Genomic DNA, 25,171 nt, shown 5'->3' with positions numbered 1-25,171 from the left:
TCAGCAGCCCGGCGGCCTCGCCACCGTCGATTTCAGGATCGCGACCAGAAGCTGCTCGGGCGTGGTGCCTTCCGGCAGCCGGTGCAGGATGTCCTTGAGCCGCCCGTCGAGCATCAGCATGGTGAAGCCGTGCACCAGCGACCAGTTGCGCGCGATGACCGCGGCATGGTCGAGCGACAAAGCGTCCAGCGCGGACTCAGTGAGCTGCTCCGGGCTGAAAATACCGACGGAGCTCGCCAATCCCTGGAACGACGCCGTGGCGGCCTCGTGCAACGACGGCCGGGAATAGTCGAGCCGCTCGCTGCGGAACATCAGGCTGTACATGCCGGGATGCATCTGCGCATAGGCAACATAAGCCTTTGCATTCGCCATCCCCCGCATCAGCGGATGCGTCTCGCTGGCGCGGGCGGCAATCATGGCGGCATTGAACCTGCGGAAGCCGACCGCGGCGAGCTCGCTGACGAGGCCGGTGAGATCGCCGAAATGATGGGTCGGCGCGGCATGCGACACCCCCGCCTCGCGCGCCACGGCACGCAGCGTCAGGCCGGCGAGCCCGTCGCACTCCAGCACGCGTTCTGCCGCCTTGAGCAGAGCCTCGCGCAGCGCACCGTGATGATAGGGCGTCTCGGCCTTCGCGCTCGCGGCGCGGCGCGGCCGCTCCTTGGCCGCGGATGACGGCGATTTTCTGGGGCGAGCGCGACGGATGGTTTCGGTCTTGGCCATGACCAGCGTTATATGACGTTATTTTGACAGTGTAAAGATTTCGCTTGACCGAAGCTTGAAGCGGCACTAGCGTATCTTTACGGTGTAAAGATACAGAAGGATCCGCCATGCAGCAGGATGTGTTCAGCCAGGTGCCGGCCAATCGCGCGCCGATCCCGTTCGAGGCCGACGCGCCGTTCCTGAAGGTCGTCGGCGAGTTGCCGCGCGAATTGAACGGCACGCTCTATCGCAACGGCCCCAATCCGCAGTTCGAGGTGGCGGGCGCGCACTGGTTCGTCGGCGACGGCATGCTGCACGCATTCCATCTCGAAAACGGCCGCGCAAGCTATCGCAATCGCTGGGTCCGCACGCCCAAATGGCAGGCTGAGCATGATGCCGGCCGCGCATTCTTCGGCAAGGGCTTCGGCAGCAAATTGCCGGATGCGCCTGCGCACCTGACCGACGGAGGCGTCGCCAACACCAACATCATCTTCCACGCTGGCAAGCTGCTCGCGCTCGAGGAAGGTCATCTGCCGACCGAAATCGAGCCCGGCACGCTCGCCACGCGCGGCTATTGCAACTACCAGGGCCGCGTCGCCGGCCCCTTCACCGCACATCCGAAGATCGATCCCCTAACCGGCGAGATGGTGTTCTTCGGCTACAATGCGAGCGGCCCGCTCACGCCCACCCTCTCCTACGGCGCGATCGACGCCAGCGGCAAGGCGACGCGTTTTGCGCGTTTCGAGGCGCCCTATGCCAGCATGGTGCACGACTTCATCGTGACGGAGAACCACGTGCTGTTTCCAATCCTGCCCATCACCGGCAGCATGGAGCGCGCGATGAAGGGCCGGCCGCCTTATGCCTGGGAGCCGGAGAAAGGCGCCTATGTCGGCGTGATGAAGCGCAACGGCAAGCCTGAGGACATCGTCTGGTTCCGCGCCGAAGCCTGCTACGTCTTCCACGTCATGAACGCCTGGGAGGACGGCAACCGCATCATCGCCGATGTCATGCAGTTCGAGGAGGCGCCGCTGTTTCCGCATCCCGACGGCAGGCCGACCAATCCCGACAAATCATTCGCGCGCCATTGCCGCTGGACCTTCGATCTCACCGGGAATACCGACCGCTTCCAGCAGACCTATCTCGACGATCTCACCGGCGAATTCCCGCGCGTCGATGATCGTCGCGCAGGATTGAAGACCAACCACGGCTGGTACGCCTGCGCCAATCCAAGGCTGCCGATGTTCGCCGCGTTGTCCGGCATCGTGCATGTCGATGGTGCGGGAAAACGCCTCGGCCATTATCTGCTGCCGGCCGGTGACAGCATTTCGGAGCCGGTGTTCGTCGAGCGGAGCAAGGACGCTGCGGAAGGCGATGGCTGGCTGCTCGCGGTAATCTGGCGCGCCCGCGAGAACCGCAGCGATCTCGCCGTGTTCAACGCCACCGATGTCGAGGCCGGCCCCGTCGCGCTCGTGCAGCTCGGCCATCGCGTGCCCGACGGTTTTCACGGCAACTGGGTGGGAGCGGCGTAGTCGCTCATCCGTCATTCCGGAGCGGAGCGAAGCGACGAGCCCGGACTCCATTTCGCCGCGCATGATGAGGCACGATGGATTCCGGGCTCGCGCCAAGTGGCGCGCCCCGGAATGACACCGTGGAAAAAGCATGCCGCACCTCAAGGGAGCCCCACATGCACATGCCAGCATCACTGCGTTCTATCTCGCGATCCTCGCCCTGCTCTATGCCGTCCTCGCGCTTCAGGTGATCCGGCTGCGACGGAGCAACAAGGCCGCCTTCAGCGACGGCGGCAACACGAGCTTGCGCAATGCGATCCGCGCCCACGCCAATTTCATGGAGTACGTGCCGATCATCACGCTGATGGTCGCCATGATCGAAATGTCCGGCGCCTCCACACTGCGCGTTCACCTCCTGATGGGCGCCCTGTTGGTGTCGCGGCTGATCCATCCCTTCGGCCTGTCCGCCGCGCCGAACTCGCTGCGGTTTCAGATCGGCCGCGTCGGCGGCATTTTCATCACCATCAGCCTGTTGATCACGTGTGCCTTGACGATCCTGTCGCGGCTGCCCTGGAGCGATTTCGCCGACGAAGTGTCGACGCAAGCCATTGCAGCAATTCACTTTTTACAGGTCATTCACATCATTTTGACACTGTAAAGATTTCGCTTGACCTTGCCCTGGTCTGAACTATTGATTTTTACGTTGTAAAGATTGGCCTGATCGAGGCGGCTCATGACCATCTTCCTGATCCTTGCCCCCTATGGCGCCTTTGGCTTCCTGATGTTCATGACATCGGCCACCGCCAGCGTGTTCACGGCCTCCGCGATCTGCCTCGTCACCATCGCGATCGACGTTGCGCGCGGCCGCTCGGTGAAGATCCTCGCCGCCGGATCGGCGGTTCTGTTCGCCGGCATCGGTATCTATCTCTCGCTGCTCAATCCCATGCTGAGCGCGCTCGCGGTGAAATTCTCGCTCGATGCGGGCATCTTCGTGATCTCGCTCGGCTCGATGCTGGCCCGACACCCGTTCACGCTGCAATACGCCCTCGAAGAGGTCCCCGCCGAGACGGCGGCAATGCCCGGCTTCCTGCGTGCCAACTACATCATTACCGCCGCATGGACCGCGGCAGCGCTGTTGATGATGGCCTCCAACGCCGTGCTGCTCTACGTGCCCGGCCTGCCGATCTGGTCGGGCCTCGCGGTGGCCTTCGCCGCCCGCAACAGCGCGATGTATTTCACGAAATGGTATCCGGAGTACCGTAAGATCAAGTACGGTACGCCCGCGAGCGCACTGCCCTCCTCCTAACTGACAGGACCGACGATGAAGGACGTATTCGCCCGCCTCGCCTCCGACTTCCTCTCGACCATCGTCTTCCTCGTCATCTATCTCGCCACCGACAACATCATCCTGGCAACGTCGGTGGCGATTGCGGGAGCGATCGCGCAGGTGATCTATGCCCGCGTCAAGGGCATCTCGCTCGGCTACATGACCTATGCCTCGCTCGCGCTGGTCATCGTGCTCGGCACCGTCACCATCCTCACGCAGGATCCGCGCTTCGTGCTGGCAAAGCCCTCGATCGCGCATTTCGCGATCGGCGCGATCATGGTCAAGCCCGGCTGGATGCTGCGCTACATGCCGGCGCGGGTGACCGACGTCATTCCGGAATATGTCACCGCCGCAGGCTATGCCTGGGCCGTGCTGATGTTCGTACTCGGCGCCGGCACCATCGCGGTCGCCTGGACCGGCGATCTCAAATTGTGGGCGTTCTACGTCTCGGTCGTTCTCGTCAGCGCGAAGATCGCGGCCTTCGCCATCCAATACGTGATCTTCCGCATCATCATCACCAGCCGCCTGCGCGCCGCCGCCCGCGCCTGACTGCGGCGAAGAGAGCGTTAGGCAGCGGCTTTGAGTTGCGCTATACGCTCAACTCTGGACGGACCGCGTAACGCGGGCTCACCACGACAGTTTAGGGAGACGGGAATGGCTGTGGACGGCAACTGGAATCTGACCATGACGACGCCGATGGGTGAGCGCCAGGCGACGCTGAGCCTGACGAGCTCGGGCGGCACGCTCACCGGCACGCAGGGCGCGGAAGGCAACACCGCCGAGATCTTCGACGGTGCGGTCAGCGGCGATGCCGTCAACTGGAAGGTCTCGATCACCAATCCGATGCCGCTGACGCTCGAATTCGTCGGAACGGTCTCCGGCGACAGCATGAGCGGTGAGATGGGCATCGGCCCGATGGGCAGCTTCCCCTTCACCGGCACGCGGGCCTAGCCCTCTTCACCCATGCGTGCTCTCCGCCTCATCGCTGCGACGGTCCTGTCCGTCGCAACAGCGGCGGCAGCTCGCGCGGACGACAACGAACCGGCGTGGCGCGCAAGCGCCCTCGTCCAGGTGCCTGCGGGATATGTCGCGGGCGAGGCTTATCGCACCGATCCTGCAGGCCTCACCGGCTACCTCGCGGTCGATCGTGCCAATTCAAACGATCCGAAGACACCGGCGAGCGTGTTCGCACCGCGCCAGGTGCTTGTCGTCAAGCTCACGCCAGATGCGACGCGCGCGGTGTCGGCGGAGTTGAAGCCGCGCACCGATCCGGCACGCAGCAACCGCGACACCACGATGAGCGACCCCGACAGCGAAGAGAGCGAGTACGACAAGCTCCAGGCCGAGCTTGCAACGAAACGTGACGCGCTTCCCGATGGCACCGAGCCTTGCGATCTCGGCGGATGGTCCGAGGACAAGGACCCGAAAGGCCTCAACGTGCGCGCCGAGCCGACGGTAAAGGCGCGCGTGCTCGGCACGCTGCCCGCGCCCTATCGGCTCAAGATGGGCGGCAGCGAGAACACGCCTGACGGCGGCTGGCTCACCGAATTCCGCATCATCGGCTTCAAGGACGGCTGGTTTCTGATCGAGGGCGCGAAGCCGCCCGGCAGGGACTATGAAGACGACAGGAAATATCCGCGCAACGCGCCAAAACCCTATGCCGGGCGCGGCTGGGTCGCGGCCAACAAGGTTGGGGTCGCGAACGGCAGCACGCGCATGGGCGGATTATTCCAGGCCCCGTTCGTCGACGCCAAATGGACGCCGGCGAAGCGCGCGCTCGGCGGTGCGCTGGATACCGATGGTGGCCCCAAGCGCATTCTCGCCTGTAGCGGGCATTGGGGCCTCGTCGAGAGTCACGACGGCGTACGCGGCTGGTGGCGCTCACTTTGCTCCAACCAAGTTACGAATTGTAGCTGATCGCGGACGCGTCTGCGGTCATCGGCCACGGGGCCGATGCACTCCCGCCGTTGACCCCGGCCAGTACCGGGAGCAACATCGCGCGCACAACTCAAGATTTCAGTCGCAATCGATCCGACAGCAGGGTCATGTCACTGAGGGCCAACAGGCGACGTTGATGCCTCGAGCCCCTGACCTAGGCAATGTGCCAACCGTGGCACTATCAAGATCGGCTATGGTACAGCGAGCTTTGGCGCCGTGTCCTGAAACTCTCGAGCTCTGATTTCACGGAACGACACCAAGCGGCGTTGCGCCTCGTCCCACAGCACAAGCCTTACGCACCGAAAGCTCTGCAGGAGCGTTATATGACCGACCTCGCGCAGTTCCGGGTGGTCGCGTAGCACGTGTGGCAGCCGGTAAAAAGGGATACGACTGCAGAGATGGTGCACGTGGTGGATGCCGATGTTGGCTGTGAACCAGCGCAACAATATCGGAAGATCGTAATGTGAGCTGCCGTACAGGGCGGCCTGATGCAGATTCCAGCGCTCGTCGCGCTCCCACGCGGTTTGCTCAAACTGATGCTGAACATAGAACAGCCATACGCCGGCCGTGGCGGCGAGCAGCATGATCGGGAGATGTACGAGCAGGAACGCCTTGATACCGATGAACCATGTGAGGGCGGCGGCGATCAGGGCAACACCGAGATTGGTTGCCATTGTGCTGGCCCAAGGCTGCCAACCGTCACGCATGAGGCCGACCGGGAGACGGTGTTGCAGGAGAAACAGATAGGCTGGTCCGAGCACGAACATGACCAGCGGGTGGCGGTAGAGTCGGTATTTCAGACGGCCCCACCGCGAACGGGCCTGGTATTCGCGCACTGTCAGGGTATCGATATCGCCGATACCGCGCCGGTCGAGGTTGCCGGTGGTGGCGTGATGGATCGCGTGGGCGCGGCGCCACCAGTCGTAAGGCGTCAGCGTGAGCACCCCAATGACGCGGCCGACCCAGTCGTTCACCAGACGATTGGCGAAAAAGGTGCCATGGCCGCAGTCGTGCTGGATCATGAACAGGCGCAAGAGAAAGCCAGCAGCAGGAATCGCGATAAGCAATGAAGCCCAGGCGTGGCCAAGGGAGAATGTGAACCAAGCTGCCGTCCATAACGTCACGAGCGGCAAAGCCGTGATCGCCAACTCAGCAATGCTGCGCACGTGATTTGGCGTCCGATAGCCGCCCAGAATGCGCGTCCAACGCCGGGTGTCGGGAGTCGCCAGACCTGAGTTATGTTTAATGCTCACGATGATATCCGAGGCCTACCTATCGCGCGCTGGGTGGACTGACTTTTCAGCCTCGCAGCTCGCAGAGAATATCCTTGACACCGTACACGTAAGACCCAGGCGCCGAGGGATCGGCACCCTTCGTCGGTTGATCTATTTTTTGGAGAAGGGGTCTGAAACGTGCGCGCCGTCAGCAACGAGGCGAAGCGACCCAGGTCGTCGGCCATCTGTCGATTGGGCCCGATATAGAACATGAATTGGAACGACGTCAAGGTCTGCGGCATCCGGCTTGCCGATGTCCGCTTTGGATCTTGGCTGCGTAAGAACGCGGTCGACCGGCGCAGCCCTGTACACGACCCTCCTGTTGAAGATGCGAGACGAGGGCTTGGTGAAGTTCGATATCCACAAGGGGCGATGGCTCATCGGGTGGTTTTGTGGAATTGTGGCGACCGTCCGACGTTGATCACCGAAGACTCACCGTGGTGCCCAGGAACGCCGCTCACACTTGAAGGATTGAGCGTCTCGCAGCACCCGATAGACCTCGAGCGGTTGCTCTGTGCGGCGACGGATTAGCCGCGACGATTTTTCTTTACCTTCTTTCCAGGGGCACCTTTTGCGGGCCAAGCGCTTACTGGCCGCGATTGACCGGCGTGGCCGGGCTTGTCCCGGTGTTTCTTTTTCTTCCCGAATTCCGGCTCGCTGGCGAATTTCGACCCGCTGTCGCCGTGCGGCTTGCCGCGTTGCTTCGGTCCTGTCGCGTCACGAGACTTGTCGTTGCGACGAGCATGGTGATCGGTGTCGCCGGCGTCGCGCCGCGGCGCGTGTGGGCGCTTTTCCGAAGACGCCTCGCCTCGGGGAGCATCTGCCATCGGCTCGATGCGTATGCTGTCTTCCTTGTCCGGACGCCGGATCTTGATGGCGAAGGATTCCGCGACCCGCTCGGAAATCTCGAACTCGGTGGTGGTGTCCATAATCCGGATGGCGCCGATGTCGCGCTTGTCGATGCCGCCGCGGCGGCAAATCATCGGCAAGAGCCAGCGCGCCTCCGCATTCTTTCTTCGTCCAATGGCGGCGCGGAACCATACGCTGGCCTCCGCCATGCCGTGACGCGACGATGATTTTCCCGTCTTCGATCGGGGCGTGGCAGGACGGTCATCGCCGCGCGATGTGCGAGCATTCTCTCGACCTCGCCCGTCGCGCGGCCGACCGCTCCCCTCACCGGGATCGAGAATGTCTTCGGGCGAAGGAAGCCGCGCGCGATAGAGACGCGCGAGCGCGGCGGCGATATCCTCTGGCGACCGCTCGGCGAGCAAGGCTTGCGCCATTGCCAGATCGTCGGAGGTCGTCTCCTCGGTGAACACCGCATCCTTCAGCATGCGTTCGTGATCGAGCTTGCGGATTTCATCCGCCTGTGGAGCGGTGCCCCAGACGGCGTCGGTGCCGGACAGGTTCAGCAGCAGTTCCGCACGCCGTCGTCGTGCGGGCGGCACCAGCAGGACGCTGACACCCTTCCGGCCTGCACGGCCGGTGCGGCCCGAGCGATGCTGCATGACCTCCGCATCGTTCGGCAGATCCGCATGAACGACGAGGTCGAGGCTCGGCAGATCGATGCCGCGCGCCGCCACGTCGGTCGCCACGCAGACGCGAGAACGTCCATCCCGCAACGCCTGCAGCGCCTGGGTTCGTTCGTTCTGCGTCAACTCGCCGGAGAGCGCGACCACGGAAAAACCGCGCTCGAGCAGTGCCGCCTGCAAATGCCTGACAGCATCTCTCGTGTTGCAAAACACCAGCGCGCTCGGCGACTCGAAGAAACGCAGGACGTTGACCACCGCGTGCTCGACGTCACCGGGAGCGATCCGGATGGCACGGTACTCGATATCGGCATGACCGCCTTCGTCGCCGGCGACCTCGATCCGGAACGCCTGTTGCTGATATTGCTTGGCCAGCGCGACGATGCCGCGCGGAAAGGTCGCCGAGAACAACAACGTGCGGCGCGTGTCCGGCGTGGTCTCGAGGATGAATTCCATATCCTCGCGAAAACCAAGATTGAGCATCTCGTCGGCCTCGTCGAGAACGACGGTCCTCAATTCCGAGATGTCGAGATGGCCGCGCCGCAAGTGATCGCTCAATCGGCCGGGCGTCCCGACCACGATGTGAGCGCCCGCGGCAAGCTCGCGCTGTTCGCGGCGCGGATCCATGCCGCCGACGCAGGAGACGACGCGCCCTTCCGCATGTTGATAGAGCCATGCGAGCTCGCGATGGACCTGCAAGGCGAGCTCACGGGTGGGCGCGACGATCAAGGCAAGCGGTGCGGCAGCCCGCTCGAAGCGCTCCAGGCTGCCGAGCAGATTCTTCGCAATGGCGAGCCCGTAGGCGATGGTCTTGCCCGAGCCGGTCTGGGCCGAAACGAGCAGGTCGCGGTCAACGGCTTCGTCCGCAAGTACGGCGATCTGAACAGGGGTCGGCCGGTCGTAGTTGCGGTCGGCGAGAGCGCGAGCGAGCGGCGGACTTGTGGTCGGGAATGACACGAGATGAATAGCCTTGTTTGGTTCAGGCGGAGCTTGGTTGGTTCAGGCAGAGATGGTCCGGCCGAACGAATGGAAGCCACGCGCGCGGCCGCACGCGTGGCGACTTGATCAGGATGCTTTGCGAACTCCTGCGAGGACGCGTGCTAGCCCAGGTTCAACTCCTTGAAGAAGTCGTTGCCCTTGTCGTCGATGATGATGAACGCCGGGAAATCGACCACTTCGATGCGCCAGATCGCTTCCATCCCGAGCTCGGGATATTCGAGCACCTCGACCTTCTTGATGCAGTGCTCGGCCAGGTTCGCCGCGGCGCCGCCGATCGAGCCGAGATAGAAGCCGCCGTACTTCTTGCAGGCCTCGCGCACGGCCGGCGCACGGTTGCCCTTCGCCACCATCACCATCGAACCGCCGGCGGCCTGGAACTGGTCGACGAAGGAATCCATGCGGCCCGCCGTGGTCGGACCGAACGCGCCGGAAGCGTAGCCCTCGGGCGTTTTCGCAGGACCCGCGTAGTAGACCGGATGGTTCTTGAAGTAATCCGGCAGCGGCTCGCCCTTTTCCAGCCGCTCGCGCAGCTTCGCGTGTGCGGAGTCGCGCGCGACGATCATGGTGCCGGTCATCGAGACCCGCGTCTTGATCGGATATTTCGCGAACGTCGCCAGAATGTCCTTCATCGGCTGGTTGAGGTCGATCTTGACGACCTCGCCGCCGAGCGTTTCTTCGACCTGCGGCAGATACTGCGCCGGATTGTGCTCGAGCTCCTCGATATAGATGCCGTCCTTCGTGATCTTGCCGAGCACCTGGCGATCGGCCGAGCAGGACACGCCGAGCCCGATCGGCAGCGAGGCGCCATGGCGCGGCATGCGGATCACGCGCACGTCGTGGCAGAAATACTTGCCGCCGAACTGCGCGCCGACGCCGAGCGACTGCGTCATCTTGTGGATTTCCTGCTCCATCTCGACGTCGCGGAAGGCGTTGCCATCAGGCGAGCCGTGGGTCGGCAGCGCATCGAGATAGCGTGCGGAGGCGAGCTTCACCGTCTTCATGCAGAGCTCGGCCGAGGTGCCGCCGATCACGATCGCGAGGTGATAGGGCGGGCACGCCGCTGTGCCGAGCGTCAGCACCTTCTCCTTGAGGAAGGCGAGCAGCCGGTCTCTGGTCAGCACCGAGGGCGTTGCCTGGAACAGGAAACTCTTGTTGGCCGAGCCGCCGCCCTTGGCCATGAACATGAACTTGTAGGCGTCATCGCCCTCGGCGTAGATCTCGCACTGCGCCGGCATGTTGTTTGCGGTGTTCTTCTCCTCATACATCGACAGCGGAGCGACCTGCGAGTAGCGCAGGTTGCGGCGCAAGTAAGCGTCGCGCGCGCCTTCCGACAGCGCCGCCTCGTCCTCGCCGTCGGTGATGACGTTGCAGCCCTTCTTGCCCATGATGATCGCGGTGCCGGTGTCCTGGCACATCGGCAGGACGCCGCCGGCGGCGATGTTGGCGTTCTTCAGGAAGTCGAGCGCGACGAACTTGTCGTTCGGGCTGGCTTCGCCGTCCTCCAGGATCGCGCGGAGCTGCTTCAGATGCCCTGGGCGCAAATAGTGGTTGATCTCGCCAAAGGCCGCCTCCGACAGCGCCCGCAGCGCCTCGCGCGACACCACCAGCATGTCCTTGCCCAGCACTTTCTCGACCCGCACGCCCTCGGTCGAAATCTTCTTGTAGGGCGTCTCGTCCTTGCCGAGCGGAAACAGCGGGGTGTGCTTGTAGGGCGGAACGGGCTGGGACTGGTCGGGAAAGGCGGTGGGAGCGTTCATGGTCTGGTCTCGGGGTTAGGTCGGCTGGGCGCGACAAAAGGCGCCAAGGTTTGAACCCTTCTAAGCACTTTTCCCACAAAGGGAAGGTTTTCGGACGCCCTCCAGCAATCGAAATGACGAATGCCTGCCCCTGCGATTACACCTGACACCATCCCGGTCCCGGCCCTGCCGATACGCCGCCCGTTCGGCCTCTTGATGGTCCTCTTCGCCGTCGCGGCGCTGGAGGCTTTTGACGGCTTGTCCAGCGTTTCGACGCTGTTTGGCGACATGTCGGAGATCCCTGGCCCCGGTCTCGGTGGATTCCTGATCAAGGCACATATCGCCACGCATCCCGTGCTGGCGCTGGCGGCGCTCGCCTGCGCGGCCATGGGACACCTGCGTGGCGCAATCCTCGCACTTGCCGCCATCATCATGATGACCTGGCTGAACCACATGCCTTCGGTGGTTCTGCACGGCTTCGACGTCGCCGGCATCGGCGCCTTCCAGACCCCGGCCGAAATCATCGCCTTCCCGCTGATGGCCGCCTGCGCCATCGCCTGCGCGCTCCGCAATCAGCGCCTCGCTCTCGCCACGCTGCTGGTCGGCGTACCGACGCTGTTCAACATGATGATGTTGGTTGCCTTTGCGGTGGGCGTGGCGATCTACGGGTTCTGAAAAACCGGCGCATTGGGCCCGCATAACCGACAACGCGACACTTGCGCTTCGGGCGCTCCAACGCTTTTATAGCGCCGAAGGGGCTTTTCATCATGATTTTCAAATTCGACGTTCGCGGCGCGATTCTGGCCGCCGCTGCAATCACCGGCCTTGTCACCCTCGCCTCGCCTGCGCGCGCGGACCAGTGCGATGACATCGCAAAGCAGCTCGGCAATGCCATCGACGGGCTGAAGGTCAACTTCAAGGCCGCCAACATCATCTACCTCACTCACCCTGCGGCGAAGGAATTGTCGCTCGGCTGTCGCGCGCAAGGGCAGACCTACTCCAACGAGCTCTATGCCAAGGGCGACCGGCGGCCGACGTCGCAGTTCTATGATCTGGTCGCCTCGGCGGCGGCAATCATCTTCACGCTGCCGAAGGACGACACCACGACCGGTGCGACGCGCTGCCTGAAGCGCATGGGCATCTTGCGCGGCGACAAGGTGTCGATGCGCTACAAGCGGCTGAACATGGAGTGCACACGCACCAAGACCGAAGCCTCGATCGCAATCACGCGGCCGAAGGACGAGTAGACGGAGTCCCTCTCCTCACGATCGGGCACCGTCGCGACGTCGGGTCCACAAACTCCGTCATTGCGCAATGACGGGGAAAGAGCGGTGCTCTTGCTGAGGCGCTCTTGATTGCGGTGATAAAGGCTGCCGTCCTGCGGCTGACGCAGAAAAATCCCTCGCATTTTAACGATCTGCTTCACGGAAGGTTCGGCTCCCGCGGGTCATGTTCGCGTGTTTCTATCTGTGAGGATTTGCGTGATGAGTGTTTCTAGCGTTACGCCGCCGCCGATCGCGATCGTGGCGCCGAACTACGACACGACCCAGCAGCAGGACGACCAGACCAAGGCCAACGATTCCGATTCCAGCTATCAGCCGCCGCCGGCGCCGCCGCTGCCGCCGGGCCAGGGCACGCGGATCGATCAGTACGCCTAACCTCGGCTCTCGCCCGCCTTCAAGCCGCATCTTTGCCAGATAGCGGCGCTAGCATCATGTGCGAATTGCAGGGAACCGCGCATGATCGCAAGACTGCTCTTGCAGAACTCGATCGTCGTTGTCGCAATGGGCGCGCTACTGTTCGCGTCCGCCGGCACGCTGGACTGGCCCTCCCTGTGGGTGTGGCTGATCACCTCTGCACTGCTCGGCCCGGTCTGCGGCTGGTGGCTGTACCGGCTCGATCCGGCACTCCTCGCCGAACGCCTCCGCCCGGTCATCCAGAAAGACCAGCCGGCCGCCGACAAGGTCTTCATGGCCGTGTTCATCCTGGCGATGGTGGCCTGGCTTGTCACGATGGGGCTGGAGCGGCGCTATCGCGCCTCCGACATGCCGGTCGCGTTGCAGGTGCTGGGCTTCGTGCTGAACCTGCTCTCGACGGCCTGCATTCTTTGGGTGTTTCGCGAGAACTCGTTCGCCGCACCCGTGGTGAAGCTGCAAACCGAGCGCGCGCAGCACGTGGTCTCGAGCGGACCCTATGCCTATGTGCGGCATCCCATGTACAGCGGCATGGTGCTGTTCTTCCTCGGCGTGCCGCTGCTGGTCGGCTCATGGTGGGGCGTCGCGATGCTGCCGCTGTTCCTCGTCTTGTTTGCGATCCGCATCCGCATCGAGGAGCGCACCCTGATCCAGGGCCTGCCCGGCTATGCCGACTATGCGCTGCGCGTGCGCCACCGGCTGCTGCCGGGCGTCTGGTGAGCATGATCCGGAAAAAGTGTGCAGCGGTTTTCCCTCGCGACAAACGCGGAACGCGTTTGCGCGGAGATCATGCTCAATACAATAAACCTAGCACGATGATGATCCGCTTACGCGTCGAGCTCCTTGTAGCGGCGGAAGATGCCCTGCTCGTTGAAGGGAATGCGGCGCTCGCATGCGAGATAGGCCTTGATGTTCGGCCGAGCCGCGACGCGCTCGCGCAGCGCGACGAGGCCGGGGATCTCCTTCTCGAAGGCGCGCATGCGTTTTGGAAACGCGTAGCGCAGGCCGTCGACGATCTGAAACAGCGAGAGATCGGCGTAGGTGAGCTTGCGGCCGGTGACGTAGACACCGCCATTGGTATCGAGAAGCTCCTCGAAATAGCCGAGATATTTTGGCACGCGCTCCTTCCAGAATTCGGCCGTGCGCTTCTTCGCAGCCGGCCGCGCGTCCTCGTAGTAGAGCGACGGCCCGAGCGGATGATGGGTGTCGTGGATCTCCAGCACGAAATCGGCGATCGTGAGCTGGAGCTGATGCAGCCACAATTTGCCGGCCTCGGTCTTTGGCGCGAGGCCATGGCGGCTGCCCAAATAAAGCAGGATGTTGGCGGTCTGGCCGATGACGAGCTTGCCGGCTTTCAGGAACGGCGGCGCAAAGGGCGGCGTCCCTCCTTGCGCATCCATCATCTTCATCATCGCAGCCGTGCCGCGCGGCCCGCGCGCCACGTCGACATAGGCCGCCCCCGCCTCCTCCAGCGCCAGCCGCACATATTCGCCGCGGCCCTGGATCTCGGGCCAGTAATAAAGCTCGTATTTCATGAGGGAGGTCCCGTGACAATGCCGGGACAAGTAATAGCACGCGACGCAAGTTCCGTCGTTGCGAGACGGAATCTCGTTGCCGCACACTCCGTCATTGCGAGCCACCGGGTCCGCGCGTAGCGCGGCCCGATGACAGGCTCAGCGAAGCAATCCTGAGTCTTTCCGCGGCGGGATTTCTGGATTGCTTCGCTGCGCTCGCAATGACGATGAGGAGAGAGCTGCGCTCGCCTCAATTCGCCGCGAAGCAGTAGAGCAGCCCGTCGCCGCCGGTGCTCTTCAGGTCGGCCTGCGAGCAGCCGCCTTCCGGTCCGCGCGAGGGATGCGAGCTGTTCCAGGATTTCGAGGGCTCGTCGTCGCGCAGGCCCCGGCGATCGAGATGGCCGACCATCGCGGCGCCTTGCGTGCTCGACGTCCAGTTCTTGCAGGTGCGATCATCCGGACCGGCAAACGCAGTGCCGTCGGATTGCGAGCCCGTGAGGACGTCGTGCCGGTTCGGCTGGTCGCCAACACCATTGATCCCCTCGCCCTTCTCGCTCAGCGCGGTCTGCTTGGTGAGGTTATTGGCCGGGCTGTGCAGATCGGCAACGTCCTTGGCGATCACGACCCCCTTCGCATTCTGCCACGGTCCCTTGCCGATGCGGTCGCGCGCGTTGACGGCCGGCTTGCCGTCTGCGGCTTGTGTCGAAAGGTACGCATGCCAGGTCTTGGTGCCGGCGCCGGCGGATTGCGCGAGCTTCTGGCATTGCGCGTCGGCACCATCGAGACCGCCGAGATCGGCGCCCTTGCCGGGCCCGCTGGAGGTAACGAAGAAGGTTATGCCGGCCGATTGCGCGAGTGCCGGCGGCGCCGCGACCAAGGCAAGCGCGGCCACAGCGAGTGCGGGGCGTAACGGGTTCGCACGTTTCATCAAACGGGTCATCTCTTCCTCCAGTTGTGTTTCTTTGGCCGCCGCCCTAGTCGAACCCGCCGCGCGCGAGATTATTCCGCCGCCGCGGCGCCAAGCGGGCACAACAAAAAAGGCGCCGTGCCGGAGCACGACGCCCTTGTTCGTTGATTTGCGAGCGATCAGTTGGTCTGCTGGATCGCCGAAAGTTCCCAGTTGCTGCCGGGCCGGCGCGCGAAGGTCCAGACCTCGGTGACTTCGCTCGGCTGCTCGCTGCCGGCGACGATCGCGCCGGTGTTGCGGTCGACCGTCTTGTCGGTCAGCGCGAAGCGCATCGCGACGGTGGCATAGTCGGTCACGTCCTCGCGCCAGGCTTCCGCCAGGTCGCCCTGCAACAGTTTTACGTTGGAAGTCTTGTTGACGACGTTGCGGGCGCGGTTCTCGGCCAGATCCTTCTCGAAATAGGCAACCATTTCCGGCGTCGCGAGCGTATGCAGTTTTGCGACATCCTCGTTCGACCAGGCGGCCTGGATATCCCCGAGCAGGCGCTCGAAGGCCTCATAATCGGCCGGCTGGATCTCCAGCGGCGCGTTGTTGGCGCCGAGCCCGAAACCAAGTCCGCTGCGATAGCTCGGCTGCGGTCCGCTGCCTGCGCCCGCGCCAGCATAGGCCGTCTGCGGCGTGTGACGGCGCTGCCACCAGGACATCGCCATCCGCACCAGGAACACCACCAGCACGATCTGGAGAATCAGCCCGAGGATCGACGACAGGCCGCCCAGCCCACCGAACAGGCCGCCGCCGAACAACAGGCCGAACAGGCCGGCGCCGATGAAGCCCGCCGCGAGCCCGCGCAGCATGCTGCCGCCCGGACGGTTGAACATGCCGCCGCCCATCGGGGCGGTCGAGTTCGCGCCCGGCTGGCTATAGGTGCGGTTGAAGGGTGTGGCCGTGCCCGGCGCCGTCGAGGTCGACGGCGGCGCGGAGAAGGTTCGCGAACCGCGCGAGCCTGACGAGAAGCCGCCACCGACGCGTGCATCGGCGGATGTGATCGCGAGCGCGGTCGGCAGCGCCAGCGCCAGCGCGACGGCCATCGCCTTCACGAGACTGCGGCTGCGTAACGAGAAATTCATGTGCGTTTCCCAAATCCCCGACATGGGGAAGTGCCCCTAAGATGGGCAGTGGAACACAAAAGTGAAGCCGGTTTCGGAAACCGCGGCTGCGGCCCTCAGTCGCGGGGTGGTGCGGAATTACCCGCCGTTGGTTGCATCCTCCCACGGTCGTCCTGGCGAAACCCAGGACGACTTCGGAATTTGCGGCCAAGTCTCCGGTCCTATCCCACCTCACCCCGCCTTCATCGTCTCCTTCACGGCGGCGACGAGCTGGCTCAGCGTGAACGGTTTTGGCAGGAAGTCGAACTGCTGGCCTTCGGGCAGGCTCTTCTCGAAGGCGTCCTCGGCGTAGCCGGAGACGAAGATGAACTTGATGTCGGGGTTCTTCTCCCGCATCGCCTTCAGAAGCGTCGGACCATCCATCTCCGGCATCACGACGTCGGAGACGACGAGATCGATCGCGCCGCTCTGCTCGTCCAGCACCTCCATGGCCTCGACGCCGTTTTCGGCCTCGACCACGGTGTAGCCGCGTGAGCGCAGGCCGCGCGCGTTGAGTGCACGTAGGCCCTCCTCGTCCTCGACGAGCAGGATGGTGCCCTGCCCCGTGAGGTCGGTGCGTGGCTTGGCTTCGGCCGCGGGCGCTTCCTTGGCCGCGCCGTTGGTCGCGGCGACGGCGGCCGTGCCGGTCACCGGCGTCTCGACCTGCGCTTCGGGTTCGGCATGGTGCCGCGGCAGGAAGATATGGAACGAGGTACCCTTGCCCGGCTCGGAATCGACGTAGATGAAGCCGCCGGTCTGCTTGACGATGCCGTAGACGGTGGACAGCCCGAGCCCCGTGCCCTTGCCGACCTCCTTGGTCGAGAAGAACGGCTCAAAGATCTTGTCGCGGATGTCGGCGGGGATGCCGGTGCCGGTGTCGGCGACCTCGATCCGCACATAGTCCGCCGCCGGCATGCCCTTATAGGCGAGCTTGCCCGCTTCGTCCGTGGCGACGTTGGCGGTGCGGATGATCAGCTTGCCGCCGTCGGGCATCGCATCGCGCGCGTTGACGGCGAGATTGACGATGACCTGCTCGAACTGGGAGACGTCGACCTTGACCGGCCAGAGGTCGCGGCCGTGGACGAGATCGAGCTTCACCTTCTCGCCGATCAGCCGGCGGAGCAGCATGGTGAGATCGGAGAGCGCATCGCCGAGATCGAGCACCTGCGGCCGCAGCGTCTGCCGGCGCGAGAACGCCAGCAGCTGCCGCACCAGGGTCGCAGCCCGCGTCGCGTTCTGCTTGATCTGCATGATGTCCTGGAACGACGGATCGGTCGGCTTGTGCGCGTTGAGCAGGAAGTCGTTCGCCATCATGATGGCGGACAGCACGTTGTTGAAGTCGTGGGCGATGCCGCCGGCGAGTTGGCCGACCGTCTCCATCTTCTGCGACTGGTTGATCTGGTTCTCCAGCGCACGCCGCTCGGTGGTCTCGAGGATGTGCACAATCGCGGCCTCGGCGTCGTTCTCGCCCTCGTCGACCGGCGTGACGAAGAACTGTCCCCAGCGCTCCTTCGTTCCCTCCAGCGCAACCTCGACCGGCGCGATGTCGCCCTTCCCTTCGGCGGCCTGGTTGATCGCCGCGATCAGCAGGTTCCGATCGCGCGAATTGATCGCGCGGAAGATCGACCTGCCGGCGCTGTCGAGGCCAAGGCCCTGCGCCAGCTTGGCGTAACGCGCGTTCGCCCGCACGACGTTGCCGCCGCGATCGACGGTGGCGATCGCCATCGGCGTGTGGTCGAAGAAGCGCATGAAGCGCACCTCGGCGGCGCGGTCGGGATCGCTGCGCTCGTCGCGGGCGCGGCTGATCACGAGGGTACGCGACGGGCCCGGCGTGCCGTCGGCTCCGAAGGCCAGCTTGTGGTAGAGCCGCACCGGCATGGTCTTGCCGGTTCGCATGCGCAGGTCGATGTCGAAGACTTCCGTCTTCACCTCACCCGGCACCGCCACGATCGAGGTCAGCAGCGAGGCGCCATCACCGGAGACGATGTCGGTGAGCTTGAGGCCGCCCGAACCGATCTCGGCGAGATCATAGTCGAGCCAGTTGGCGAGCGTCGCGTTGACGTAAGCGAGCTCGCCGGCCGGATTGACGGAGAAGAAGCCGCACGGCGCGTGATCGAGATATTCGATCGCGTGCTGGAGCTCCTGGAACACGTCCTCCTGGCGCTCGCGGTCGCGGGTAATATCGGCGATCGACCACACCGCATATCTGGCCTCGCGCTTGCCCGTGCCGAGCGGACGCACCCGCATGCGCAGCCAGCGCCCCTGGCTGCCGTCATGGCCGGAGATCCGCACCTCTTCCTGCTGCCGCTTGCCTTCGCGCGCGGCCTTCAGCAGGCGGAACACGGCCTCCGACACATCAGGGTTGCCGATGAAGACGCGCTCGACGGGCCGCACGTCCTGCGGGCCGGAAGCGCCGGTCATGGTCAGATAGGCCGCATTGGAATAGACGACATGGCCGCGCGGATCGGTTACCGCGAGCCCGTCGAAGGCATGATCGGAAATGCGAGCAATGATGGGATCGTCGAGATTGCGGTCGGCGAAACGAACGATGCCGGCCGCAAAGGCGAACAGGTTGAACAGACCGACCATCGCCAGCACGGCGAGGATGCCGAGGATATAGGGCTGCGCCTGCGTCCGGCCGAGCGTCATCAGCCCGACGGCGACTGCCACGAGCGTCGCCGCCACCAGGAACACCAGCGCGATGCTGCCCGAGCGCTGCGGCGGCTCATGCACCGCAACAGGCTCGCGTGACACGTTGTGGTCGGTTTCGGCGGTCATCCCAGGTCAGCGCAGCCTGTCGGCAGGAAAAGAATGCGCGAACCGCGCGCAACGGGCCCTCCCTGCCTGAATCGGACCCGCAGGCGCAAGGGCGGCAAGGGCGAAACGTACGCTGATTCCCAGTTTACGGCCATTTCCGGTACTTTTCGGGTGCCTTATTGCCGTCCGGCGCCGAATCCGCGCTTCAGCCGCATGACGTAGCCGATGACCTCGGCAACAGCATGGTAGTGCTCGACCGGGATTTCCTGGTCGATCTCGACGGTGGCATAGAGCGCGCGCGCCAGCGGCACGTTCTCGACGATCGGAATGTCGTGCTTGCGGGCGACCTCCCTGATCTTGAAGGCGAGATTGTCGACGCCCTTGGCGACGCAGATCGGCGCCTGCATGCCGCGTTCGTAGGAGAGCGCCACCGAATAGTGGGTCGGGTTGGTGATGATCACGGAGGCCTTCGGAACCGCCGCCATCATGCGCTTCTTGGCACGCTGCTGCCGGAGCTGCCTGATCTTGCCCTTGATGTGCGGGTCGCCTTCGGACTGCTTGAACTCCTCCTTGATCTCCTGGAGCGACATCTTTTGGCGCTGGAACCAGCTGCGATACTGGAAGAAATAGTCGGCGATCGCGATGATCGCGAGCGCCGCGACCACCGCGCCGAGCAGATGGATGGTCATGTTGGTGGTGGCGCCCAGCATGGCGACCGGGTCGAGCTTGACCATCGCCTCCATGCGGTGCCGCTCCGGCCACAGGATCATGGTCATGACCGCGCCGAGCACGATCAGCTTGCCGATGCCTTTGAGGAAGTTCGCCGCCGCCTGCTTGCCGAAAATGCGCTTCATGCCGGCGGCGGGCGAGAGCTTGCTGAATTTGGGCTTCAGGGATTCGGCAGACCACACCAGGCGGTGCTGGAGCATGTTGCCGGCGATGGCCGCCAGCACCAGCATCAGCAATGGCATGCCGACCGCGGCGACCACCGCGACTTCGATCTGCTGCATCAGCGCGAGCAGGTTCCCGCCGTCGGTCTTGATCATCCAGGAATTGGCGAGCAGGTTGCGCATCGGCGTCACCAGCCCGCTGCCGACCGAGCCCGAGAAGGTCGAGACCACGAGCGTGCCGCCCGCGATCATGAACCAGGTGTTGATCTCCTGGCTCTTGGCGACGTCGCCGCGCTCGAGCGCCTCCTCGAGACGTTTTTGCGTCGGATCTTCTGTTTGACTCTCGGGATCGTTGTCTTCAGCCATCGATCACCCATTACTTGAGTGGCATCATCTGGTGCATGACACCGATGAAATAATCGAGGAAGGTGCCCATCATCGCCGTGAGCACCACGGCAAGCACCAAAAATCCGGCGAAGATCGAGAGCGGCACGCCGACGAAATAGACCTGCATCTGCGGCATCAGCCGCGCCAGCACGCCAAGCCCGATATTGAAGACGAGGCCGAACACCAGGAACGGTCCGGAGAGCTGCAAGCCCAGGCGGAAGGCGGCGGCGAAGGCGCGCGTCGCCAGCGAAGCGACATCGCCGCTTGCCATCGTCTCGCCCGGCGCGAAGATCGCATAGCTGTCGTTGAGCGCGGCGATCACGAGATGATGGCTGTCGGTCGCGAACAGCAGCGTCACGCCCAGCATGGTCAGGAAGTTGCCGACCAGCACGCCCTGCTGGCCCTGCGTCGGATCGACCGAGGTGACGAAGCCGAGTCCCATCTGCTGCGCGATCACGGCGCCGGCGACCTGGAGGGCGGCAAGCGTCACGCGCGCGGTCGCGCCCAGCACGATGCCGATCGCGATCTCATGCAGCATCAGCACCAGGAGCGAGGAGATCGAGCCCATGTCGACATGATAGGCGTTGCGATGCAGCGGCAGGATGATCAGGGTGAGCAGCAGCGCGATCGACAGCTTGATGCGCGTTGGAATGTTGGTCTCGCCCAGCCCCGGCAGCAGCATCACCATCGCGCCGACCCGGGCGAAGGCGAGCATGAAGGCAGCGGCGAGCGCCGGCAGCAGCGAGATGTCGATGCGCATGACACACGCATTGTGCCTCAGCCGCCGATGATTCGCGACGATATCCGCAGCATGTGGGAGTGGAGCGCGTCGGCCATGAACGGCAGCGCCAGCAGCATGGTCGCGAAGATCGCGAGGATTTTCGGCACGTAGATCAGGGTCTGCTCCTGGATCTGCGTCAGCGCCTGGAATAGCGACACCACGACACCAACCACGAGCCCCACCACCATCAGCGGCGACGACACGATCACGATCGTCCAGATCGCATCCCGCGCCACGTCAAGCGTTTCAGGTCCGGTCATTGCAAGATCCTCTATTCAACACTCGCCTTCCCACCGCCGTCGCGAGGGAGCCACGCCCTCTCCCGTCATTGCGAGCGCAGCGAAGCAATCCAGAGAGGCATCCGCGGAAAGATTCTGGATTGCTTGGCTGCGCTCGCAATGACGAGTGTGAGAAACTCAGATCGCCATCTTCATGATGTCTTCATAGGACTGGATCACCCGGTCGCGCACCGACACCAGGGTCGAGACGGCGACATCGGTTTCGGCCACCGCCGTCACCACATCCATGACGTTGGCCTTGCCGCTCGCCATGGCCACGGTCTGCGCATCGGACTTGCGGCCGGAGTCCATGACGCTGCCGATGGAGTCCTTGAGCAGCGCGGCGAAGGACGGGCCATTCGTCTCCGATCCCTTGCCTGCGGCGCTGTTCTCCAGCACGCGCGCGAGGTTGGCGTAGGCGTTCGCGGCAATCGTCGGTGAAGCCATGGCTTTGAGCCTCCTGTTCAGGCCTTGAGGATGTCGAGCGTGCGCTGGATCATCCGGCGCGTTGCACTGATGATGTTGAGATTGGCTTCATAGGACCGCTGCGCGTCGCGCATGTCGGTCATTTCGACCACCGAGTTCACGTTCGGATATTTGACGTTGCCGCTCGCGTCGGCGGCTGGATTGTTCGGCTCGTATTTGACGCGGAAGTTGGACTGGTCGGGCTTGATCTTGCCGAGGGTGACGACTTGCGCGTCCAGCGTGCGGTCGAGCGCGGAGGAGAAGGTCGGCACCTTGCGCCGGTAGGGATCGCCGCCGGCGGTCTGAGCAGTGGAGTCCGCGTTCGCGATGTTCTCCGAGATCACCCGCATGCGCCCGGCCTGCGCGCGCAGGCCGGAGGTCGCAATCGCCATCGAGCGGGCAAAGTCGCTGCTGTCATTCGCCATGATGCGCTTCCGCTAGCTCTAACCTTTACCGATCGCGGTCTTCAGAAGGTGCAGGCTTTTGGAGTAGAGCGAGGTCGCGGCCGCGTAATCCATCTGGTTCGAGGCGGACTTCATCATTTCCTCCTCGAGATTGACGGCATTGCCCGCAGGACGTGTCTCGAAGCCCGCATTCTTGTTCTGGTCGAAGCTCGACGGCGCGCCCGACGGCGTCATGTGCGAGGCGCTGGTGCGGGCCATCGCGAGCGGCCCCATGGAGCCGGTGACCGCGCCGGCCTTGTCGAACTTGGGCTCGACCAGGTCGCGCGGCCGGAAGTTGGGCGTGTCGGAATTGGAGACGTTCTCGGACAGGACGCGCTGGCGTTCCTGGTGCCACTGCATCTTGGTGCGAAGCGCCGAGAGCACCGGAAGGTCGTTGATGGACATGGCTTGCGGCTCCTTGCCCCGGATCAGGCCCGGAGCTAGGCAGAATTTGCCGCGTGTATGGTTAATGGCTGGTTAAGAGGTTGGCGGCAGATATCCCTCCTTGAGACGCCAAGGTTTCGCCCCGTGATTCTACGCTTCCAAAACGCTCGTTAACCCAATCGCTTGGCTCCGGAACAATCCCCAAGAAGTCGTTTTGGATCGGGCGATTCATGGGTTATTAAGAACCGGGGACGGCAGAACTTGCCGTGAGGTGTTAAGGGATCGAACTTCTGGGGCGTCGCGGGCTTGTGGTCGGGATGGATTTCGACCATTGGCCGCATGAGACAAGCGCCATTTGCCGGGGACAAGCATGCAAGGCCCTTTGACCTTTATCTTAGCGTTCATCGTCGTTCTGGCGCTGATCGGCCTGGCCGCGTGGCTGGTTCGCCGATTCGCGACGAACCGGCTGGGCGCCAACACCCAGCGCGGCCGGATGCCCCGGCTTGCCGTGATCGATGCCGCCGCCGTCGATGGCCGTCGCCGCCTGGTGCTGGTCCGGCGCGACAATGTCGAACATCTCCTGATGATCGGCGGCCCGACCGACATCGTCGTCGAGCCCAACATCGTGCGTGCAGCCCCGAGCCGCGATCAGTTGCCGCAACGGGCCGGGAACGCCGAGCCGCCGCCGCGCCTCGCTCCATTGCCGGAACCCGTCGCTTGGGATGAGCCTTCGCCGCGCCCCGAGCTGCTCGACCAACCCGAGCCGCAGATGCCCGAGCCGTCGCCGCGGCCTGCGCGTCCCTCCTTCGCCGACGAAGTGCGCCGGCCTGCGCCTGCGCCTGCGCTCGCCGAGCGTCGCAGTGATCCGTTCGCCGGCTTCACCGCCGAGCCGGTCACGCCGCGCCCCGAGCGCGAGCCACAGGTCAGGCCCGAGCCGATGCCGCCGCGTGTCCCGCGCGGCGAGCCGATGATGCCGCGCCCGCCGCGCCAGAGCGAGCCGCCCAAGGTCCCGCCGGTGCGCGCCGCCGCGCCGCCACCGCCTCCCCCGGCGCCTCCCGCCCCGCCGGCGCCTCCCTCGCCGGCCGTGCCCTCGAGCGCCGAGCAGAATCTCGCCGAGATGGCGCAGCGGCTCGAGGCCGCCCTGCGCCGGCCCGCCGGCGAGACGGTCGCGCCTCCCGTTGCGCCCGAGCCGCCCGCACCCGCGGTGCGCCCGTCACGCAACGAGGCGCCTGCCCCGGCCGCACCCGCAAAGACGAGCTTTGAAAATCTCGAAGACGAGATGGCCTCCCTGCTCGGCCGCCCGAAGCCATCTTCGTGAGGCACTCGGCTTTCCCGCGTAGAGTTTTTTTCCTTCCTGTCCTGATCGGCGCCGCTCTCCTGGCGGCGCCTGCGCATGCGCAGGACATCAGCATCAATCTCGGCGGCCAGGGGGGCGGCGGCGTCACCGAGCGCGCGATCCAGCTCATCGCGCTGCTCACGGTGCTGTCGATCGCGCCGTCGATCCTGGTCATGATGACGTCGTTCACGCGCATCGTGGTCGTGCTGTCGCTGCTTCGCACCGCCATGGGCACCGCGACCGCGCCGCCGAACTCCGTGATCATCGCGCTCGCGATGTTCCTCACCTTCTTCGTGATGGGACCGGTCCTGCAGAAATCCTATGACGAGGGCATCAAGCCGCTGGTCGCCAACCAGATCGGCGTCGAGGACGCGCTCCAGCGTGCCTCAGTCCCCCTGCGTGGCTTCATGCAGAAGAACGTGCGCGAGAAGGATCTGAAACTCTTCATGGACCTCTCCGGCGAGCCGCCGCCGGCAACCCCCGACGAGCTCGCGCTCCGCATCCTCATCCCCTCGTTCATGATCTCCGAGCTGAAGCGCGCCTTCGAGATCGGCTTCCTCCTGTTCCTCCCATTCCTGATTATCGATCTCGTCGTCGCCTCCGTCCTGATGTCGATGGGCATGATGATGCTGCCGCCAGCGGTGGTGTCGCTGCCGTTCAAGTTGATCTTCTTCGTGCTGGTCGACGGCTGGTCGCTGGTGGCGGGAAGCCTGGTGCAGAGTTACGGGGGGTAGCGGGCGGACGGCCACGGGGCAAACGTCTCCTGCTTTCGTCGAGAACCTCAGGCCCCTCCCCGTCATTGCGGAGGATGTGGCGGCAGCTTGCGACAACAATTGCCGGCCGGCGCTGCGGCTGCCCACCCTACCCCTTCACGTCATATTGCTTGCTGAGGTGATCGCCGATCTGCACGAGCATGGCGACGCATTCGGGGTAGCCGGGCTTGTCGATGGTGGCCTGGTCGGACTCGTCGCGGAACTCCCAGCTGTCGCCATCGCGGAGAACGATGATCTTCATGCCGTCCGAACAATCGGCATGGACCTTCAATTCGGCTTTCGCCATGGCGATCAGTTCGGCTTCGGTCTTGACGGGCTTGCTCATGTCCACGCTTCTCCCGGCATCGGCGCGTGTCGAGACCGCGCCTTGAACGGGAAATTGCCGCGTCAGAGGGCGGCTGTCG

At 64.4% G+C, this 25,171-nt stretch carries 27 protein-coding genes; 12 read left to right on the top strand and 15 right to left on the bottom strand.

Features of this window, described 5'->3' with window-relative positions:
• Complete coding sequence (locus Q2941_RS19735) at positions 1 to 723, bottom strand: TetR/AcrR family transcriptional regulator (protein ID WP_458193481.1); 723 nt, start codon at positions 721 to 723, stop codon at positions 1 to 3.
• 107 nt (positions 724 to 830) lie between these two features.
• On the opposite strand from Q2941_RS19735, the gene Q2941_RS19730 reads away from it, so the two are divergent.
• The 6 genes from Q2941_RS19730 to Q2941_RS19705 all read left to right on the top strand — a co-directional run bounded on the left by Q2941_RS19730 (position 831) and on the right by Q2941_RS19705 (position 5,454).
• A complete protein-coding gene (locus Q2941_RS19730) occupies positions 831 to 2,231 on the top strand; it encodes a carotenoid oxygenase family protein (protein ID WP_254111674.1) in 1,401 nt (466 codons plus the stop codon).
• A 130-nt stretch (positions 2,232 to 2,361) separates the two neighbouring features.
• Positions 2,362 to 2,868: an MAPEG family protein gene (locus tag Q2941_RS19725; protein WP_458193480.1), complete on the top strand. Its 507-nt coding sequence runs from the start codon at positions 2,362 to 2,364 to the stop codon at positions 2,866 to 2,868.
• A 75-nt stretch (positions 2,869 to 2,943) separates the two neighbouring features.
• Positions 2,944 to 3,516, top strand: coding sequence for a hypothetical protein (locus Q2941_RS19720; RefSeq protein ID WP_027526292.1), 573 nt, complete (start codon positions 2,944 to 2,946; stop codon positions 3,514 to 3,516).
• Between the two features lie 15 nt (positions 3,517 to 3,531).
• On the top strand, positions 3,532 to 4,086 hold the full coding sequence (locus Q2941_RS19715; protein ID WP_458193479.1) for an inner membrane-spanning protein YciB: 555 nt from the start codon (positions 3,532 to 3,534) through the stop codon (positions 4,084 to 4,086).
• 105 nt (positions 4,087 to 4,191) lie between these two features.
• A complete protein-coding gene (locus tag Q2941_RS19710) occupies positions 4,192 to 4,488 on the top strand; it encodes a hypothetical protein (protein ID WP_027526294.1) in 297 nt (98 codons plus the stop codon).
• Positions 4,489 to 4,500: 12 nt separating this feature from the next.
• Positions 4,501 to 5,454, top strand: coding sequence for an SH3 domain-containing protein (locus Q2941_RS19705; RefSeq protein ID WP_458193478.1), 954 nt, complete (start codon positions 4,501 to 4,503; stop codon positions 5,452 to 5,454).
• A gap of 212 nt (positions 5,455 to 5,666) precedes the next feature.
• Here Q2941_RS19705 and Q2941_RS19700 read toward each other — a convergent pair whose 3' ends face one another.
• The 3 genes from Q2941_RS19700 to Q2941_RS19690 all read right to left on the bottom strand — a co-directional run bounded on the left by Q2941_RS19700 (position 5,667) and on the right by Q2941_RS19690 (position 11,034).
• Positions 5,667 to 6,728, bottom strand: coding sequence for a fatty acid desaturase (locus Q2941_RS19700; RefSeq protein ID WP_254111671.1), 1,062 nt, complete (start codon positions 6,726 to 6,728; stop codon positions 5,667 to 5,669).
• Between the two features lie 548 nt (positions 6,729 to 7,276).
• Complete coding sequence (locus tag Q2941_RS19695) at positions 7,277 to 9,235, bottom strand: DEAD/DEAH box helicase (RefSeq protein ID WP_458193477.1); 1,959 nt, start codon at positions 9,233 to 9,235, stop codon at positions 7,277 to 7,279.
• Positions 9,236 to 9,378: 143 nt separating this feature from the next.
• A complete protein-coding gene (locus Q2941_RS19690; protein ID WP_027526298.1) occupies positions 9,379 to 11,034 on the bottom strand; it encodes a fumarate hydratase in 1,656 nt (551 codons plus the stop codon).
• Between the two features lie 120 nt (positions 11,035 to 11,154).
• Between Q2941_RS19690 and Q2941_RS19685 the strand changes: the two genes are divergently transcribed.
• The 4 genes from Q2941_RS19685 (at position 11,155) to Q2941_RS19670 (ending at position 13,427) form a co-directional block, all read left to right on the top strand.
• On the top strand, positions 11,155 to 11,688 hold the full coding sequence (locus Q2941_RS19685; RefSeq protein ID WP_458193476.1) for a hypothetical protein: 534 nt from the start codon (positions 11,155 to 11,157) through the stop codon (positions 11,686 to 11,688).
• 92 nt (positions 11,689 to 11,780) lie between these two features.
• Positions 11,781 to 12,260 (top strand): hypothetical protein, encoded by a 480-nt coding sequence (locus Q2941_RS19680; RefSeq protein ID WP_027526300.1) that lies wholly within the window; start codon positions 11,781 to 11,783, stop codon positions 12,258 to 12,260.
• 237 nt (positions 12,261 to 12,497) lie between these two features.
• The gene (locus Q2941_RS19675) at positions 12,498 to 12,671 is read left to right on the top strand and encodes a hypothetical protein (protein WP_198031875.1); all 174 of its coding nucleotides are present in this window, start codon (positions 12,498 to 12,500) and stop codon (positions 12,669 to 12,671) included.
• Between the two features lie 81 nt (positions 12,672 to 12,752).
• Positions 12,753 to 13,427, top strand: a complete 675-nt coding sequence (locus Q2941_RS19670; protein WP_458193475.1) for a methyltransferase family protein — start codon at positions 12,753 to 12,755, stop codon at positions 13,425 to 13,427.
• Positions 13,428 to 13,534: 107 nt separating this feature from the next.
• Here Q2941_RS19670 and Q2941_RS19665 read toward each other — a convergent pair whose 3' ends face one another.
• The 10 genes from Q2941_RS19665 to flgB all read right to left on the bottom strand — a co-directional run bounded on the left by Q2941_RS19665 (position 13,535) and on the right by flgB (position 22,679).
• Positions 13,535 to 14,242, bottom strand: a complete 708-nt coding sequence (locus Q2941_RS19665; RefSeq protein WP_458193474.1) for a glutathione S-transferase — start codon at positions 14,240 to 14,242, stop codon at positions 13,535 to 13,537.
• Between the two features lie 229 nt (positions 14,243 to 14,471).
• Positions 14,472 to 15,161: a lectin gene (locus Q2941_RS19660; protein ID WP_027526302.1), complete on the bottom strand. Its 690-nt coding sequence runs from the start codon at positions 15,159 to 15,161 to the stop codon at positions 14,472 to 14,474.
• Between the two features lie 146 nt (positions 15,162 to 15,307).
• Positions 15,308 to 16,279, bottom strand: coding sequence for a Tim44 domain-containing protein (locus tag Q2941_RS19655; protein WP_027526303.1), 972 nt, complete (start codon positions 16,277 to 16,279; stop codon positions 15,308 to 15,310).
• 186 nt (positions 16,280 to 16,465) lie between these two features.
• Complete coding sequence (gene cckA / locus Q2941_RS19650) at positions 16,466 to 19,051, bottom strand: cell cycle histidine kinase CckA (protein ID WP_458193473.1); 2,586 nt, start codon at positions 19,049 to 19,051, stop codon at positions 16,466 to 16,468.
• Positions 19,052 to 19,206: 155 nt separating this feature from the next.
• Positions 19,207 to 20,286 (bottom strand): flagellar biosynthesis protein FlhB, encoded by a 1,080-nt coding sequence (flhB, locus tag Q2941_RS19645; RefSeq protein WP_458193472.1) that lies wholly within the window; start codon positions 20,284 to 20,286, stop codon positions 19,207 to 19,209.
• A gap of 10 nt (positions 20,287 to 20,296) precedes the next feature.
• The gene (fliR, locus tag Q2941_RS19640; protein ID WP_458193471.1) at positions 20,297 to 21,067 is read right to left on the bottom strand and encodes a flagellar biosynthetic protein FliR; all 771 of its coding nucleotides are present in this window, start codon (positions 21,065 to 21,067) and stop codon (positions 20,297 to 20,299) included.
• Positions 21,068 to 21,084: 17 nt separating this feature from the next.
• Entirely contained in the window at positions 21,085 to 21,348 is a 264-nt protein-coding gene (gene fliQ, locus Q2941_RS19635; RefSeq protein ID WP_007612284.1) for a flagellar biosynthesis protein FliQ, read from the bottom strand.
• A 156-nt stretch (positions 21,349 to 21,504) separates the two neighbouring features.
• Positions 21,505 to 21,813 carry a flagellar hook-basal body complex protein FliE gene (gene fliE / locus Q2941_RS19630; RefSeq protein ID WP_027526307.1) on the bottom strand — a complete coding sequence of 103 codons (309 nt, stop codon included), beginning with the start codon at positions 21,811 to 21,813 and terminating at the stop codon, positions 21,505 to 21,507.
• A gap of 17 nt (positions 21,814 to 21,830) precedes the next feature.
• Positions 21,831 to 22,256, bottom strand: a complete 426-nt coding sequence (gene flgC, locus Q2941_RS19625; RefSeq protein WP_027526308.1) for a flagellar basal body rod protein FlgC — start codon at positions 22,254 to 22,256, stop codon at positions 21,831 to 21,833.
• A gap of 18 nt (positions 22,257 to 22,274) precedes the next feature.
• Entirely contained in the window at positions 22,275 to 22,679 is a 405-nt protein-coding gene (gene flgB / locus Q2941_RS19620) for a flagellar basal body rod protein FlgB (protein WP_027526309.1), read from the bottom strand.
• Positions 22,680 to 23,028: 349 nt separating this feature from the next.
• On the opposite strand from flgB, the gene Q2941_RS19615 reads away from it, so the two are divergent.
• Together Q2941_RS19615 and fliP are read left to right on the top strand one after the other, a co-directional pair.
• Positions 23,029 to 23,976 carry a flagellar biosynthetic protein FliO gene (locus Q2941_RS19615; RefSeq protein ID WP_458193470.1) on the top strand — a complete coding sequence of 316 codons (948 nt, stop codon included), beginning with the start codon at positions 23,029 to 23,031 and terminating at the stop codon, positions 23,974 to 23,976.
• Positions 23,973 to 24,728 (top strand): flagellar type III secretion system pore protein FliP, encoded by a 756-nt coding sequence (fliP, locus tag Q2941_RS19610; RefSeq protein WP_254111663.1) that lies wholly within the window; start codon positions 23,973 to 23,975, stop codon positions 24,726 to 24,728. The genes Q2941_RS19615 and fliP overlap by 4 nt, the downstream gene beginning before the upstream one ends.
• 127 nt (positions 24,729 to 24,855) lie before the next feature.
• Here fliP and Q2941_RS19605 read toward each other — a convergent pair whose 3' ends face one another.
• A complete protein-coding gene (locus Q2941_RS19605) occupies positions 24,856 to 25,092 on the bottom strand; it encodes a hypothetical protein (protein WP_027526312.1) in 237 nt (78 codons plus the stop codon).
• Between the last annotated feature and the right edge of the window lie 79 nt (positions 25,093 to 25,171).

It is taken from the genome of Bradyrhizobium sp. UFLA05-153, assembly GCF_054185185.1.
The sequence above is the reverse complement of the archived record's forward strand: the minus strand, read 5'-3'. Positions and strand labels throughout refer to the sequence as shown.

What these genes read in the sequence shown, in the direction of transcription:
- Q2941_RS19735 (WP_458193481.1), bottom strand. Translation starts at nt 723, where the DNA reads ATGGCCAAGACCGAAACCATCCGTCGCGCTCGCCCCAGAAAATCGCCG.
- Q2941_RS19730 (WP_254111674.1), top strand. Translation starts at nt 831, where the DNA reads ATGCAGCAGGATGTGTTCAGCCAGGTGCCGGCCAATCGCGCGCCGATC.
- Q2941_RS19725 (WP_458193480.1), top strand. Translation starts at nt 2,362, where the DNA reads ATGCCGCACCTCAAGGGAGCCCCACATGCACATGCCAGCATCACTGCG.
- Q2941_RS19720 (WP_027526292.1), top strand. Translation starts at nt 2,944, where the DNA reads ATGACCATCTTCCTGATCCTTGCCCCCTATGGCGCCTTTGGCTTCCTG.
- Q2941_RS19715 (WP_458193479.1), top strand. Translation starts at nt 3,532, where the DNA reads ATGAAGGACGTATTCGCCCGCCTCGCCTCCGACTTCCTCTCGACCATC.
- Q2941_RS19710 (WP_027526294.1), top strand. Translation starts at nt 4,192, where the DNA reads ATGGCTGTGGACGGCAACTGGAATCTGACCATGACGACGCCGATGGGT.
- Q2941_RS19705 (WP_458193478.1), top strand. Translation starts at nt 4,501, where the DNA reads ATGCGTGCTCTCCGCCTCATCGCTGCGACGGTCCTGTCCGTCGCAACA.
- Q2941_RS19690 (WP_027526298.1), bottom strand. Translation starts at nt 11,034, where the DNA reads ATGAACGCTCCCACCGCCTTTCCCGACCAGTCCCAGCCCGTTCCGCCC.
- Q2941_RS19685 (WP_458193476.1), top strand. Translation starts at nt 11,155, where the DNA reads ATGCCTGCCCCTGCGATTACACCTGACACCATCCCGGTCCCGGCCCTG.
- Q2941_RS19680 (WP_027526300.1), top strand. Translation starts at nt 11,781, where the DNA reads ATGATTTTCAAATTCGACGTTCGCGGCGCGATTCTGGCCGCCGCTGCA.
- Q2941_RS19675 (WP_198031875.1), top strand. Translation starts at nt 12,498, where the DNA reads ATGAGTGTTTCTAGCGTTACGCCGCCGCCGATCGCGATCGTGGCGCCG.
- Q2941_RS19670 (WP_458193475.1), top strand. Translation starts at nt 12,753, where the DNA reads ATGATCGCAAGACTGCTCTTGCAGAACTCGATCGTCGTTGTCGCAATG.
- Q2941_RS19665 (WP_458193474.1), bottom strand. Translation starts at nt 14,242, where the DNA reads ATGAAATACGAGCTTTATTACTGGCCCGAGATCCAGGGCCGCGGCGAA.
- Q2941_RS19660 (WP_027526302.1), bottom strand. Translation starts at nt 15,161, where the DNA reads ATGACCCGTTTGATGAAACGTGCGAACCCGTTACGCCCCGCACTCGCT.
- Q2941_RS19655 (WP_027526303.1), bottom strand. Translation starts at nt 16,279, where the DNA reads ATGTCGGGGATTTGGGAAACGCACATGAATTTCTCGTTACGCAGCCGC.
- cckA (WP_458193473.1), bottom strand. Translation starts at nt 19,051, where the DNA reads ATGACCGCCGAAACCGACCACAACGTGTCACGCGAGCCTGTTGCGGTG.
- flhB (WP_458193472.1), bottom strand. Translation starts at nt 20,286, where the DNA reads ATGGCTGAAGACAACGATCCCGAGAGTCAAACAGAAGATCCGACGCAA.
- fliR (WP_458193471.1), bottom strand. Translation starts at nt 21,067, where the DNA reads ATGCGCATCGACATCTCGCTGCTGCCGGCGCTCGCCGCTGCCTTCATG.
- fliQ (WP_007612284.1), bottom strand. Translation starts at nt 21,348, where the DNA reads ATGACCGGACCTGAAACGCTTGACGTGGCGCGGGATGCGATCTGGACG.
- fliE (WP_027526307.1), bottom strand. Translation starts at nt 21,813, where the DNA reads ATGGCTTCACCGACGATTGCCGCGAACGCCTACGCCAACCTCGCGCGC.
- flgC (WP_027526308.1), bottom strand. Translation starts at nt 22,256, where the DNA reads ATGGCGAATGACAGCAGCGACTTTGCCCGCTCGATGGCGATTGCGACC.
- flgB (WP_027526309.1), bottom strand. Translation starts at nt 22,679, where the DNA reads ATGTCCATCAACGACCTTCCGGTGCTCTCGGCGCTTCGCACCAAGATG.
- Q2941_RS19615 (WP_458193470.1), top strand. Translation starts at nt 23,029, where the DNA reads ATGCAAGGCCCTTTGACCTTTATCTTAGCGTTCATCGTCGTTCTGGCG.
- Q2941_RS19605 (WP_027526312.1), bottom strand. Translation starts at nt 25,092, where the DNA reads ATGAGCAAGCCCGTCAAGACCGAAGCCGAACTGATCGCCATGGCGAAA.